Annotated in this window: 14 protein-coding genes and 1 riboswitch; of the genes, 6 read left to right on the plus strand and 8 right to left on the minus strand. The window is 40.5% G+C overall.

Annotation, left to right across the window (positions count from 1 at the left end; genetic code table 11):
- Positions 1-22 precede the first annotated feature (22 nt).
- On the plus strand, positions 23-493 hold the full coding sequence (locus INE92_RS15055) for a GyrI-like domain-containing protein (RefSeq protein ID WP_151927177.1): 471 nt from the start codon (positions 23-25) through the stop codon (positions 491-493).
- 598 nt (positions 494-1,091) lie between these two features.
- Positions 1,092-2,504: an aminotransferase-like domain-containing protein gene (locus tag INE92_RS15060; RefSeq protein WP_008770674.1), complete on the plus strand. Its 1,413-nt coding sequence runs from the start codon at positions 1,092-1,094 to the stop codon at positions 2,502-2,504.
- Here INE92_RS15060 and INE92_RS15065 read toward each other — a convergent pair.
- The gene (locus tag INE92_RS15065) at positions 2,496-3,692 is read right to left on the minus strand and encodes an aminotransferase-like domain-containing protein (RefSeq protein WP_195436619.1); all 1,197 of its coding nucleotides are present in this window, start codon (positions 3,690-3,692) and stop codon (positions 2,496-2,498) included. The two genes, INE92_RS15060 and INE92_RS15065, sit on opposite strands and share 9 nt — an antisense overlap.
- A gap of 249 nt (positions 3,693-3,941) precedes the next feature.
- Between INE92_RS15065 and INE92_RS15070 the strand changes: the two genes are divergently transcribed.
- Entirely contained in the window at positions 3,942-4,160 is a 219-nt protein-coding gene (locus tag INE92_RS15070; protein WP_004299141.1) for a hypothetical protein, read from the plus strand.
- Between the two features lie 47 nt (positions 4,161-4,207).
- On the opposite strand, the gene INE92_RS15075 is transcribed toward INE92_RS15070, so the two are convergent.
- The 6 genes from INE92_RS15075 to INE92_RS15100 form a co-directional block, all read right to left on the minus strand.
- Positions 4,208-5,164 carry a bifunctional helix-turn-helix transcriptional regulator/GNAT family N-acetyltransferase gene (locus INE92_RS15075; protein ID WP_004299140.1) on the minus strand — a complete coding sequence of 319 codons (957 nt, stop codon included), beginning with the start codon at positions 5,162-5,164 and terminating at the stop codon, positions 4,208-4,210.
- 138 nt (positions 5,165-5,302) lie between these two features.
- Positions 5,303-6,676, minus strand: a complete 1,374-nt coding sequence (locus INE92_RS15080; RefSeq protein ID WP_004299139.1) for an MATE family efflux transporter — start codon at positions 6,674-6,676, stop codon at positions 5,303-5,305.
- 93 nt (positions 6,677-6,769) lie between these two features.
- A complete protein-coding gene (locus tag INE92_RS15085) occupies positions 6,770-7,504 on the minus strand; it encodes an alpha/beta hydrolase (RefSeq protein ID WP_015531329.1) in 735 nt (244 codons plus the stop codon).
- An 80-nt stretch (positions 7,505-7,584) separates the two neighbouring features.
- A complete protein-coding gene (locus INE92_RS15090) occupies positions 7,585-8,115 on the minus strand; it encodes a GNAT family N-acetyltransferase (RefSeq protein WP_004306419.1) in 531 nt (176 codons plus the stop codon).
- 13 nt (positions 8,116-8,128) lie between these two features.
- The gene (locus tag INE92_RS15095) at positions 8,129-8,755 is read right to left on the minus strand and encodes a CatB-related O-acetyltransferase (RefSeq protein ID WP_195436617.1); all 627 of its coding nucleotides are present in this window, start codon (positions 8,753-8,755) and stop codon (positions 8,129-8,131) included.
- 71 nt (positions 8,756-8,826) lie between these two features.
- Positions 8,827-9,297: an Lrp/AsnC family transcriptional regulator gene (locus INE92_RS15100; RefSeq protein WP_004299136.1), complete on the minus strand. Its 471-nt coding sequence runs from the start codon at positions 9,295-9,297 to the stop codon at positions 8,827-8,829.
- Positions 9,298-9,475: 178 nt separating this feature from the next.
- Here INE92_RS15100 and INE92_RS15105 point away from each other — a divergent pair, with 178 nt between their 5' ends.
- Both INE92_RS15105 and INE92_RS15110 read left to right on the plus strand, forming a co-directional pair.
- Positions 9,476-10,762, plus strand: coding sequence for an O-acetylhomoserine aminocarboxypropyltransferase/cysteine synthase family protein (locus tag INE92_RS15105; RefSeq protein ID WP_004299135.1), 1,287 nt, complete (start codon positions 9,476-9,478; stop codon positions 10,760-10,762).
- Between the two features lie 68 nt (positions 10,763-10,830).
- Entirely contained in the window at positions 10,831-11,070 is a 240-nt protein-coding gene (locus INE92_RS15110; RefSeq protein ID WP_004306417.1) for a hypothetical protein, read from the plus strand.
- A 102-nt stretch (positions 11,071-11,172) separates the two neighbouring features.
- On the opposite strand, the gene INE92_RS15115 is transcribed toward INE92_RS15110, so the two are convergent.
- Complete coding sequence (locus INE92_RS15115) at positions 11,173-12,081, minus strand: mechanosensitive ion channel family protein (protein WP_004299133.1); 909 nt, start codon at positions 12,079-12,081, stop codon at positions 11,173-11,175.
- Positions 12,082-12,208: 127 nt separating this feature from the next.
- A riboswitch (TPP riboswitch) is annotated at positions 12,209-12,305 on the plus strand.
- A 1-nt stretch (position 12,306) separates the two neighbouring features.
- Between INE92_RS15115 and INE92_RS15120 the strand changes: the two genes are divergently transcribed.
- The gene (locus tag INE92_RS15120) at positions 12,307-14,556 is read left to right on the plus strand and encodes a TonB-dependent receptor (RefSeq protein ID WP_134993192.1); all 2,250 of its coding nucleotides are present in this window, start codon (positions 12,307-12,309) and stop codon (positions 14,554-14,556) included.
- Positions 14,557-14,560: the final 4 nt, after the last annotated feature.

Here is a 14,560-nt window from a genome sequence, read left to right on the forward strand (position 1 = left end):
AACCCTCTAAAAACAATGTATTATGGGAAAAATTTCAGAAATCATGCTATTGAAGCAACCGAAACAATCCGCTTTGGTTGTTGAAGTACAAACAGATATGAACGGAATGTCGGAAGCTATCGGAAAGAACTTTGTAAAAATAGACTCTTTATTTAAGGAACAGGGTGAAGTCACTACCGACATCCCCTACGTTGAATATCCCAACTTTGAAAGTCTGACGGAACACAATATCAAAATGATTATTGGTCTAAAGTCATCCAAAGAATTACAGGGTGAAGGGGATATACGCTCCATAACGATACCGGAAAGAAAAATAGTTTCCTGTCTACATAGAGGAACTTACAGTGAATTGGCTGTCCTGTACAACGAAATGATGGAATGGATAAAAACCAACGGTTACAAACTTTCGGGAACATCCATTGAATATTATTACAGCAATCCCAATGTACCCGAAGAAGAACAGGTGACGAGAATAGAAATGCCACTATTATAAATGTTGATTTCATCTACTTCATCATGTAGATTCTTCCCAAGCTCCAATTATTGTTATTTGATTCAAAACGGTACGGAAAGGAATGAAACAGATTCTTTTATAAATGCCATATTTTAGTTCTAATGTAAATATTATTACAGTAATAGATGCAATAGAAATAAACGGTATTGCAAAAAAAATGTCAATAAAACTCCTATGTATTTCTGATAGATAACGTTGTTTTGTAAAACACTGTTATCCAGGCGGTTACTATTCGGGCTTTTCCTTTAAAACCAATAACCCGTTTCTCACCGAGAAACAACCTTTTCGACACCGAGAAACGAAGTGTTTCTCACCGAGAAACGAATCGACTGTTGAAGTCCTAAACTTAAATTAAGAAAATTGTTCGTCTCTTTTATTTTTGACGCTTCTATCGTAGGAATGTATATGTTGAAATATATTTCAATGATAATCTTGTCATGTCTAAAATATAATGATATGGAATAAATTTATAACTGAATAGCAAGCAATTATAAAAAATGACTGAATGAATTATTTGCAATCAAACAACAACAGATACAGACATCATTTTTGTATCTTTGCCAAGTACAGAATAAACATGAAAAGAGAAATCCTATATCAAAAGATAGCCGGCACTATCGCCTGGCAAATAAAAACAGGTATATGGAAAGCAGGCGAGAAATTACCTTCTTTACGTACTATCAGCAATGAATATGGCGTAAGTTTAAATACAGCCATTCAGGTATATTATGAACTGGAAAAGGAAGGATTCATCATTTCCCGCCCCAAATCAGGGTACATTGTCAATTATAAGCCACTAAATTTGTCTGCGCCGGCAACAACGCAGCCTTCCGCTCAATCTCCGGGAAAGGAAGAAGCAGACTTAATCATGGAAGTATATCATTCCATCGAAGATTCGTCTATCACCCGTTTTTCGCTGGGAATACCGGAAGATGTTTTATTGCCTATTGCCAAACTCAATAAAGAACTGACCAAGGCCATGTATTCACTTCCGGGGAACGGCACTAGGTATGAAGACCCTCAAGGAAACATTCGTTTGAGAAACTATATTGCCCGTTTTGCGTATAGCTGGAATGGAAATCTGACCGAAGATGATATTGTTACTACCACAGGAGTAACCAATTCCATCTCTTTAGCATTATCTGTTATTGCTCAAAGAGGAGACACGATAGCTGTTGAAAGTCCTGTTTATTTCGGGATATTACAGTTGGCCAACAGTATGGAGCTTCATGTGCTGGAACTGCCGACCAATCCTGTAACAGGCATCGAACCCGATGCTTTAAGAAAAGTATTGCCGCAGATCAATCTATGCCTGCTTATCAGTAATTTCAGTAATCCGCTTGGGAGTTGCATGCCCGATGAACATAAGAAAGAGATAGTACAGATGTTGGCGGAACACAATATTCCTCTGATTGAAGATGATTTATACGGCGATGTATTCTTCGGACATTCACGCCCTAAGCCATGCAAAGCTTTCGATGAAAAGGGACTTGTGTTATGGTGTGGTTCTGTATCAAAGACGTTAGCTCCCGGTTATCGGGTAGGCTGGATTGCCCCCGGTAAGTTTAAGGATGCTATTATTCGTCAGAAACATATTCATTTAATATCCACTCCTACCCTCAACCAAGAAGCCATTGCCAACTTCATGGAGAACGGCAGGTATGAGAATCATTTACGCAAGTTGCGCCATGAGCTACATTCCAATAGTCTTCATTTGGCACAAGCTATTACCGACTATTTTCCCGAAGACACTAAAATCATCACTCCACAAGGAGGTTTTATGCTTTGGGTGGAACTGAATAAAAAGATTGATACCACGGAGCTATATTACAAAGCGATGCAACATAAGATCAGCATTGCTCCCGGACGCATGTTTACTCTGCACGACCAGTACAGAAACTGTATGCGCTTGAGTTTCGGTCAGCAATGGAGTGCTTTCATTGAAGAACGCTTGCAGGTTTTGGGAAACATTATCAAAGAATCATTTTGATTGACTGATATACTCCTTTACCACTTCGCCGAGGGTTTTAAGTCCTTTCTCTATTTTGTCTTCGGGCATATTAGAGTAGTTGATCCGAAGCGTATTTTCCTTGTTTCCGTTCGGATAAAAGGAGCCTCCCGGAACAAAAGCAATCTTTTTCTCCAGGCTTCTGACTAAAACATCACGTGCCGAAATCCCTTCGGGAAGTTCTATCCATGTAAATAATCCGCCTTCGGGACGAGTAAACTTTATAGTATCAGGAAAATAACGTTCTATACTTTCAATCGCCACATTTCTGCGTTTTCTGTATACTTCTACTATTTTGGCAATATGTTTATCAATATCATAGCGCTTCAGGTATTCGGCGATGGTCATTTGGGCAATAGTGTTGCATTGTAAATCCGTACCTTGCTTGACCAATACGTATTTGCGGATAATCTCTTTATCCCCCGCAATCCAGCCAATCCGGAAACTGGGACAGAATATTTTCGAGAAACTACCTGTACACAGGATATTTCCAGCCTCATCAAAAGACTTTATAGATGGCAAAGACTCTCCTTCAAACCTTAACTCGCCGTACGGATTGTCTTCAATAACCGCAACACCGTATTTTGCTGATAATTCAGCCAATTTCCTGCGTCTTTCCAGGCTCCACGTCTTTCCTGTAGGATTCTGAAAAGTAGGTATTGCATATATCAGCTTTATATGAGGAGTATTGCTCAAAATTTCTTCCAAAACATCCATCATCATACCGTCCCCATCCGTGGGAATTTCAATAAAGCTACATCCATACGCTTTGAACGCGCTGATTGCAGCCAAATATGTTGGGCTTTCGCAAAGTACGATATCTCCCTGGTCCAGAAAAACTTTTCCGGATAAGTCCAATCCCTGTTGTGAGCCGTGGGTAATCAGAATATTATCTTTATCGAAAGCCGTGCCCAAACGTTCGTTCATCCGGTTGGCAATCCATTCGCGCAAAGGAGCATAACCTTCTGTTGTAGTATATTGGAGCGCTTTCGTACCTGCCTCTTTCAATACGTTCTGATTGATCTCATTGATTTCATCTATCGGAAAAAGTTCCGGAGCAGGCAGACCACCTGCAAACGAAATCACATCTTCCTGTTCGGTAACTTTTAATATTTCTCTTATTTCCGAAGCCTTTATATAAGACATTCTTTTAGCAAAATTCAACTTCATAACCTTTAAGTATATTAGGAGATTAAAACAACACTGCAAAGTAAATCAAAAAAGAAAGACGAGAACAGATACACTTTTTTATATATTGACAGGTACAGATGACTGACTTTTCAAAGGATAAGTATATGAAGTTAATCTCCCCGATTACTTATTTCGTCATGAGTAATCAGGGCATTCGTCGAATAATCCTATACAGAACCTTGTTTAAACCTACCTTTGCACTGAAAACAAAAGTAATTGATAGTAACTATGGAAGAGCAAATACTCATTTTTCGAACCTCGGTTAGAAATGCACGGGATATAAAACATATCGCAGCGCTGTTCACCCTATGTCCCCAAATCTACAAATGGAATGTAGATATGGAGGACTGGGAAAAAGTGTTGAGAATAGAATGTCAGGGAATCACCCCGACTGAAATATCAAAGGCATTACGCGCTATCAACATTTATGCGCAGGAACTGGAATGAAGGGGCAATGCGCCCCTTAATAAATTCACCATCCACCTTTTTCATTTTCACTCTTCAATCATTAATTCCATCTGTATGTCTCCTCTTTCATAAGTCGTGTGATATTCGGGAAGTTCCTTGAAGCCCAACTTATGATAAATATGGATAGCCGGTTTCAGACGCGTATTGCTCTCTATAAAGATTCTTTTACCACCAAGCTCCTTCGCTTTATTTACAACTGCTTCGCAAAGCAGTACTCCAATACCTTTGCCCTGAACCTTAGGGCTGACAGCCAGTTTGGCCAACTCATAATCATAAAGCGGATGATCCATCTTACACAAAGCACATACACCGACCGGCTCATCTTTATAAAGAGCCACCAAAATAGCTCCTCCCTTATCCAGAATATATTCCTTTGGATGATCCAAAGCCTTGTAATCGGCCTCTTCCATCCGAAAATAAGCAGTTATCCACTCTTCGTTAAGGGTCCGGAAGGCAGATTGATAGCAAGGTTCATAAGGAACTATTTTGATGTCCTTACTCTCTCGTTCCTTTTTCGCTTCCTTCACCCGCTCCAACAGGGATTTATCCAACAAAAGATTCTCCCATTCTTCGATAGCCTCCCAAAGGTCATTCCGGGTTTGCTGCGTGATTTGCTCAATAGCTGCCGTAACATCTATACACTGTTCCGAAAAAGAGTCGGACATTCTTTTTCCTTTGGCAGATAACATGACCATGTTTCTTCTCCCGTCGGATTTGTCCTTTGTCTCCTTCACTAATCCTTTAGCTACCATTTCTTTAATAATATTACTCACGGAAGGATGAGAATGACCAATCTCTTTGGCTATGGACGTAATGGTTTTTGCCTCCCCACGTGATAATACAAAAAATACAGGAAACCATTTCGGTTTGAGGTCTACTCCAAACATTTTATAGATGGCGGCTGCATCTACTGTTATTTTATCGGTCAACATGCGTAATCTGCTACCGATGGCTAATTTGCCTGTCTGATTAAAAAAGTCCATGTTTTTATTAGTTGCGTCACTAAATACGTAATTGATTACGCAAATATATTAGCTTTTTATAATATGAACAAACATTTTTCGCAAAAATACGTAAGCCGTTACATAATTAGTTCTATTTATGGATAAACATCAGGAAATTTAGCTTATGTGCAAAGTGCTCCTTTGGATTTTTCCCAATATTTTGGGGAACTGCCAGAAGAACAACAAAGTACAACAAATTGCCGCTGTCGCATCGGATATTGCTTCAGCCGCATATACACCGGCTACTCCCATAAAATGTGGCAATATTAATGCCAATGGGATCAATAGGATTGCTTTGCGCAACAAGGCTATGAAAATAGAAATTTTTGCTTGTCCCAAGGCTACAAACATATTTTGGCAGGCTCGTTGCAATCCGAAAATAGTCATACCACCCAAGAAAACAGGCATTGCCCAGCGGACTGTTTCTATCAATCTTTCATCACTCGTAAAGGCGGAAGCTACTGTTGAGGGGAAAAGAATCATAAACAACATCAGCAGTAAGTTGAATGAGAACATGGTTATCAATGCGACACGGAAACAGTCTTTGACACGTTGTTTATCGCCGTGCCCATAATTATAACTCACAATAGGAACGAACCCTTGCGCAAATCCTGTTAATGGGACACTTGCAAATTGCATCGCACTTTGCAAGATGGTCAATGCGCTGACATAAATATCTCCAAAATCTTTCAGGCTGCTGTTCAGAACAAAGCCGACCAGGCTTTCGGTACTTGCCATAATAAACGGTGATACGCCCAAAGCAAATATAGAAAGTATTATTTCCCGGTTCAACGCCATATAACGTTTTTCTAAAGGGAGAGAGGCGTGCCGGGAGAAAAGGAAAGTTAAAACCCACACTGCACTACATGCCTGTGAAAGCACTGTAGCCAGAGCTGCACCTTTTACTCCCATATCGAGCCAAAAAATGAAAATCGGGTCGAGGACGATATTCAACAGTGCTCCTATTAATACCGAGTACATGGCGATAGCAGGACGCCCTTGTGCATTGATAAAAGAATTTAATCCTGTGGATATTTCTACGAAGATAGTTCCTAATAAATAGATAGAAAGATAGTTGACTGCATACTCCAATGTATTTTCTGAAGCTCCTGTAAAGAGTAGAATCGGCTCCATAAAGGTATATGCGATGAGAGAAGTAAACAAGGTGAATAGTATCAGCAGGATAAAACCATTACCCAGAATTTTTCCGGCACGTGAACGATCCCCCTGTCCGAGTGCGATAGCCGCTAACGGCGCACCGCCACCTCCTACTATCGCTGAAAAAGAAGAAATCAGTATAACAAGAGAAGTCGTTACTCCTACACCCGCCAATGCATCCGTACCAATCCCAGGGATATGACCAATATAAATACGGTCGACCATGCTATAAAGCAAATTAACAAATTGCGCTGCCACAGCCGGAAGTGCCATCTTAAAAACAAGCGGTAACATGCGCTCTGTCCCCAGTCGTTCTTCATATTTATTTATCATCCCAAACTTCTTTTTCTAAAATCAGTTGCAAAGTTATAAGAAAAACAGGCTTCCGATTTAAAACCATTGGATAAAATAAATATAATACATCAGTTATCTCCGTGTAAGAAATCCATAGATATACTGATTGATAAGGTTGTGTTGTTCTTCCGTTCCATTCTCCCCCATATTACTATGCGTTATTCCGTCCAATTTCACAACCTTCATCCGGAATTGTTCCTGCTCCTTTTCAGTGGGTAATACTCCTGAATCCGCATCATAATCGCATCCTCTTAACGTATAAAGTCGAGGATTCCGTGTTCTAGGCATTATCATTCTGCGATGATCCATAGATATGGCTTTATTTATCAACTGCGGATATCGGGTAGCAAATAACATGGTCATATCTCCGCCATTGGAATGTCCTATCAATATAAAGTCATTCCAATTTAATTGTGGCTTCAATTTCTTAAATTCCTGAATAGTAAAAAGAATATTTGCCACTCCCCTTTCCCAATTTGACATGCGTGTTTCCATGAAATTACCTTCCATGGCCAAAAGAGGATCATCTGCCAATTCATGTTGTATGCTTATTACGTAAAAGCCTTTCTGGGAAAGGAATCGTGTTAGATAGGCATAAGTCTGATTGGACTTATTATTTTTATTTCCATCGTAGCCGTGGCTAAATATAATGACTTTTGTTTTCGAATTCACTTTGTGCGGCTGATAGACGGCTAGCGGTATCACTCTGTTTCTTGAAGCATCAAAAAGGCAAGTCGAAAACTCTATTTGTGAGAAACAAGAGAGTGCTGATAATAAAAGAACAAATACAATAATTAGTTTCTTCATGTCTATGATGTGATATTTATTATTCTATAAATCTAAGAGCAACTGAATTATAACAATGAATGCATAATGTAAGGAAGGGATTATAAAATGATTTTCTCATAAAGTTTGAACCACTCTAAACCGTAATGACCCAATCCTAAATCTACGGTATCAATGTATTCGAACCCACACTTTTCGTACAATGAAATAGCCGGAAGATTTTTCTCGTAAACATCTAACCGCACAGACTTTATCCCCGAACTTTGAGCCAATTCCAATGAATAATCCATTAATGCATGCCCTACTCCTATTTTCAAAAAAGAAGGATGTACAACAAAAGTATGTATCACAAAGATATGACTATAGTCCAGTTCTATTTTCCATTTGACATTCTCATAAGCCTTTTCCGGTTGATGATTTAAAATGACTGAACCGACAATTCTTCCATCATATCTTGCTACGTAAAGCGTTTCATCATTTACACCGGCAACCGCATCTTCCCGAACAGGATAAACACCTTTTATCCACCCGGGATAATTAGTCGTAGCAGCCAGATAATCATTCAGTTCATCATACAGCTTTTCCAGTTCATCTATATCAGCAGAAGTTCCGGGCTCTATTGTAAATTTCATATATACACACTGTTTATCTTTTTATCAGTTCTTCAATCTTTCCACCTGTAATATAAGGTATACATTCGGATATCTTCTCAATACTCCAATCCCACCATTGCAATTTCTGCAATTGGACAATCGTATTCTCATCAAAACGCTTCCGGACTTCTTTGGCTGGTGTCCCACCTACTATCGTATAAGGAGGAACATCTTTAGTAACCACTGCCCGCGACGCAATAACCGCTCCATCTCCGATATGAACTCCTGCCATGATAACAGCTTCATATCCAATCCAGACATCATTACCTATTACTATATCCCCTTTATTATCCCAAGCAGAAGTTACATCTCCTTTATCTAAATTCCATTCCTCAAAAAAGATAGGAAACGTATAATTGGATAAAGAACCCAATGTGTGGTTTGCGCTGTTAAAAAGAAATTTGGCTCCACAAGCAATGGAACAGAATTTGCCAATTATCAATCGGTCTTTATTAATCGGATAATGATATAATACATTGTTCTTCTCAAAAAGAACAGGATCATTTACAAAGTCATTGTATATTGTATAATCACCTACCATAATGGCAGGATTCTTAATCACTGTATTCAGATAAACAGTCTGGAAATCATTGGTGCGAGGATATGTTTTTGAATTCATTGTGTCAGCAGAAGAGGATTTATATTACATAGCAAATATACAAGATAAATTTCAGACTATCACACAACGAACTAAATATGTATCCCATATTGATGCTTCACTTCAGCCATTACAAACGTGCTTTCCAGTGATCCTAAGCTATCAATCGTCCCCAACACATTCAGAATAAACTCCTGATAGTATTTCATATTGGGAGCATGAATCTTCAACAGGTAATCATAACTTCCTGATATGTTATAACATTCGGTTACTTCAGGAATATCCTGTATAATCCGTGTAAACTCGGCTGCTATATCCCTGTTCAGACGTCTAAGCTTCACACTGCAGAATACGACAAATCCCTGATTCAGCTTTTCCGCATCCAATACGGCAATATACTTCTTTATATATCCTCCACTCTCCAACCGTTTAAGACGTTCAAAAACAGGAGTTGAAGAAAGGCTCACCCGTGCAGCCAACTCTTTTGTCGTCAATCGGGCGTTTTCTTGCAAAGTACGGAGTATTTGCAAATCGACTCTATCCAGTTTATCAAAAGTATCCATAAGAAAAATATTCTTCTAAAAGGTGATTTCTAGGAATAGCACAGTTATATTATTCCATATAATGGCACAAAAATAGCATTATTTTCTATATTTTAGATATATATTGTTCGATATATCTTCATCCAATAACTTTGCAAGAAAATAAAGAAAGAATATTAAACTTAAAAAATATACGATTATGGCAACAAAGAATTTACATTTCGAGACTTTACAAGTTCATGTAGGACAAGAACAAGCAGATCCGGCAACAGATGCCCGTGCAGTACCTATTTATCAGACTACTTCTTATGTATTTCACAACTCCGCTCACGCAGCCGCACGTTTCGGCCTGCAGGACCCGGGAAACATCTACGGTCGTCTGACCAACTCCACTCAAGGAGTTTTTGAACAACGCGTAGCCGCTCTTGAAGGAGGAGTAGCAGGGCTGGCAGTTGCTTCGGGTGCCGCTGCTATCACTTATGCTTTCGAGAACATCACTCGTGCAGGCGACCATATTGTGGCAGCCAAAACTATTTATGGAGGAAGCTATAACTTACTGGCTCATACCTTACCCAGTTATGGCATCACAACAACATTCGTTGATCCAAGTGATTTATCGAACTTTGAAAAAGCCATTCAGGAAAATACGAAAGCCGTATTTATCGAGACATTGGGAAATCCGAACTCAAATATCATTGATATAGAGGCAGTAGCTGAAATAGCCCACCGCCACAAAATACCTTTGATTATTGACAACACATTTGGTACCCCGTATTTAATCCGCCCTATCGAACACGGAGCAGATATCGTAGTACATTCCGCAACAAAATTCATTGGCGGACACGGTTCGTCATTAGGAGGAGTCATTGTAGATTCGGGCAAATTCGACTGGGTAGCTTCCGGCAAATTTCCACAACTAACCGAACCTGATCCATGCTATCATGGCGTACGCTTCGTTGATGCAGCCGGTCCGGCTGCCTATGCCATCCGTATCCGGGCTATTCTGCTGCGCGACACAGGTGCCACCATCAGTCCATTCAACGCTTTTATCCTGTTGCAAGGCTTGGAAACTCTTTCCTTGCGCGTAGAACGCCATGTAGAAAATGCATTGAAGGTAGTGAATTTCTTAAACAATCATCCGAAAGTGAAGAAAGTGAACCATCCGTCATTATCCAATCATCCTGACCATGCACTGTATCAACGTTACTTCCCGAATGGTGCCGGTTCCATTTTTACTTTCGAGGTAAAAGGCGGACAAGAGGAAGCACACCGCTTCATCGACAGCCTGGAGATTTTCTCCCTGCTTGCCAATGTTGCCGATGTGAAATCATTGGTGATCCACCCGGCAAGCACTACCCATTCACAGCTCAATGCACAGGAACTCGCCGAACAGGAGATTTATCCGGGCACCGTACGTTTATCAATTGGAACGGAACATATTGATGACCTGATTGCGGATTTGGATCAGGCGCTTGCCAAAATCTAACATTCAATCATTGAACTTTCCATGACTGCAAGATGTTATACCTATATAACATTAAAAACATTGCAGTCATGGAAAAATATTTAATACACAGCAACGAACTGCATCTGATAGACGCAGAGAAAATCCATCAAGCCGTAGAAAAGATGGTGGAATCACTCGATTTAGCCGCAGGATCAACCACTAACTTCGATCTCTATCAGGTTGTGGAAAACTACTTTAAAGATCTCGAGAAAAGGAGAAAAATTAATCATGTACTGGGAATCAAAGAAGATAGATATGAACTAGCCGAAGATTTCGGTATAAAATAAAAAAGAGATTTATTCAATCACACCAGACAAGTTTTCCAAAAAATAAGGGAGTTGCACGTTAAGTACAACTCCCTTATTTTTTGAATTATCAGAGTATAACAATCAATTTCCCTGATGCACAGTAAGCTGTGGGAAAGGGAAGTTGATACCTTTTTCATTGAAGGTTTCGTAAATAGCTTTATTGGTATCGAAATAAACACCCCAATAATCTCCGCTATTTACCCATACACGTACCACCACATTCACACTGCTGGCATCTAGCGCATGAAGAGCTATAAACGGAGCAGGTTCATTCAAGATACGTTTATCTTCAGCCAGAATATCACGAACTATCTGCTGAACCTTATTGTAATCTTCCCCATAATCTATACCAATAATCCATTCTACACGGCGGGTTTCCTGGTGACTGTAATTAATCACTACTCCACTACTTAATGAACCATTCGGTATATAAATCAGTTTATTATCCCCAGTAGTAAGGATGGTATGGAATATCTGAATTTCTTTTACTGTACCGGCTGATCCCTGCTGTGTTTCTATCCAATCGCCAACTTTATAAGGTTTGAACAAAAGAATAACCAGTCCACCGGCAAAGTTTTGCAGATTACCGGATAAAGCCATACCGACAGCGACACCGGCGGAAGCCAATAAAGCCGCAAATGAAGTTGTCTCAACTCCCAAGGCACCGACAACAGAAATGATTAACAGGATTGTCAACAGAATATTGACCAGACTTCTAACGAAAGTTTTGATACTTACATCTACTTTTCGTTTATCCATCAGACGCCTGATGAATTTGTTGAGCAGCGAGATGAGGAAACGTCCGACGACAAAGACAAGGACCGCAATCAATATACGTTCTCCGGCACGAATACCGAAGTCTATCAATTGTTGAGTAATCAGCGAAAGCTTATCCAATCCGTCAGCATTGGCAATCGCCTCTTTCATTAATTCGTCTGCAGCCACTTGCACAGAGTCCGCAGCTTGTGTTGCTTGCAATAATAGTAGCATAATTAAATATATATTAAGTGAATAAATGCAGTTTTGTTATTTCAACAATTTACAAAGTTATATTGTTTTTAGTGAATCTAAAAGTTTTTTTTGCTTTCCTCCTGCAAAAGCAGTATTTTTGTCACCGATTCACTGGTAGGGGTGCCTTAACATGACGGGCTGAGAACATACCCATAGAATCTGATCCGGGTAATGCCGGCGTAGAGAACTAATTAGTAAGCAAAAATGAAAAGAATTGTATGGATGGCCGTCGCCTTATTGGGCGCAGGTATCACTGTTCATGCACAGACGAGTGCAAAGGATAGTATGAGAGTAGTAAACCTGCAAGAGGTGCAGGTAGTGTCCACACGTGCCACAGCCAAAACTCCCGTGGCATTCACCAATATAGGCAAAGCAGAACTCAAAAAGGTAAACTTCGGACAGGATATCCCCTATCTGCTAAGTATGACTCCTTCCACACTGACCACATCGGATGCAGGAGCTGGTATCGGCTATACGACACTTCGCGTACGTGGAACCGATGGCACACGAATCAACATCACGGTAAACGGCATACCGATGAACGATGCCGAAAGCCATAACCTGTTCTGGGTGAATATGCCCGACTTTTCTTCTTCCGTAAAAGATATGCAGGTGCAGCGCGGAGCAGGTACATCGACGAACGGAGCAGGTGCTTTCGGAGCCAGTGTCAATATGCAAACCGAAGGTGCATCTATGAAACCATACGCCGAATTCAATGGTTCATACGGTTCGTTCAACACGCACAAGGAAACAGTGAAAGTGGGAACCGGCCTACTCAATAACCACTGGACGTTTGACGCCCGCCTTTCCAATATCGGTACGGACGGATACATAGACCGTGCTTCGGTGGACTTGAACTCTTACTACCTGCAAGGAGGTTATTTTGCAGAAAACACATCTGTGAAGCTCATTGCATTTGCCGGAAAAGAAAAAACATATCATGCTTGGGGATACGCAACAAAAGAGCAAATGGAAAAATTCGGCAGACGCTACAATCCTTGCGGGGAAATGTACACTGATGCCAACGGCAAAAAATATTATTACGACGACCAAACAGATAATTATCTGCAAAAGAATTATCAGCTTCTCTTCAATCATACTTTCTCGACAGCCTGGAATCTGAACGTTGCCTTACATTATACCAAAGGTGACGGTTATTACGAAGAGTACAAAGACGGCAGATACCTCATAGAATATGGTTTAAAATCATTTACAATAGATGGAACCGAAGTATCTAAAAGCGATTTAGTCCGTCAAAAGAAGATGGACAACAAATTCGGCGGCGGCGTTTTTTCTCTCAATTACACAGCCAACAGGCTAAGTGCATCCCTGGGCGGCGGATTAAATCAATACCGGGGCAATAACTTCGGAAGAGTTCCCTGGGTGAAAAACTACGTAGGTTCTCTATCTCCCGACCATGAATATTACCGCAACAAATCCAAGAAGACCGATGGAAATATTTATCTGAAAGCGAACTACGATCTTACTAGAGGACTAAGTGCTTATGCCGATCTCCAGTATCGCCACATCAACTATACCATCGACGGAAACAATGATAAATATGACTGGAGTAAGAATGCGCTGCGTCCACTGGCAGTAGATAAAAAGTTCGATTTCTTTAATCCGAAAGTAGGATTAAACTGGAACATCACTTCCAACCATCGTGTCTATTCCTCTTTCTCGGTTGCTCAAAAAGAGCCAACAAGAAACAATTATACGGATGGTGATCCGGACTCGTACCCCAAAGCAGAAAAGCTGCTCGACTATGAAGCAGGATATACCTTCGCCAACCAATGGCTGACAGCAGGTGCAAACTTCTACTACATGGACTATACCGACCAACTGGTTCTGACCGGAGCCTTAAACGATATAGGTGAAGCACTGACCGAAAACGTGCCGGACAGTTATCGCATGGGAATCGAAATCATGCTGGGAATCAAACCGTGCAAATGGTTTCAATGGGATATCAACGCTACATGGAGCAAAAACCGTATTCAGGATTTCGTAGAGAGCCTGCCGGGCTACCACTATAATGACGACGGTAGCTCTACTTCTCTCCCGACTATTCAGATAAAGCATAAAGACACTCACATTGCTTTCTCACCGGACTTCCTACTCAACAATCGTTTCTCATTCAATTATAAGGGATTCGAAGCTGCCCTGCAATCACAGTTCGTGAGCAAACAGTATATGACAAACGCAGAAGTTGAAGAACTGGCTCTTGATAAGTATTTTGTCAGCAACCTCAATCTTGCGTACAGCTTCCGTCCCAAGAAGGTGTTGAAAGAAGTCACGGTAGGGTTCACTGTGTACAATCTGTTTAATGAAAAATATGAAAACAACGGTTGGGCCTCGAGCGACTACACCGATACGGTGGAGAATCGGGGAAACTATGCCGGATATGCAGCGCAGGCAGGAACAAACGTTATGGGACATGTTTCTTTCCGCTTTTAATACC

It is taken from the genome of Bacteroides xylanisolvens, assembly GCF_018289135.1.
GTDB classification, from domain to species: Bacteria; Bacteroidota; Bacteroidia; order Bacteroidales; family Bacteroidaceae; genus Bacteroides; species Bacteroides xylanisolvens.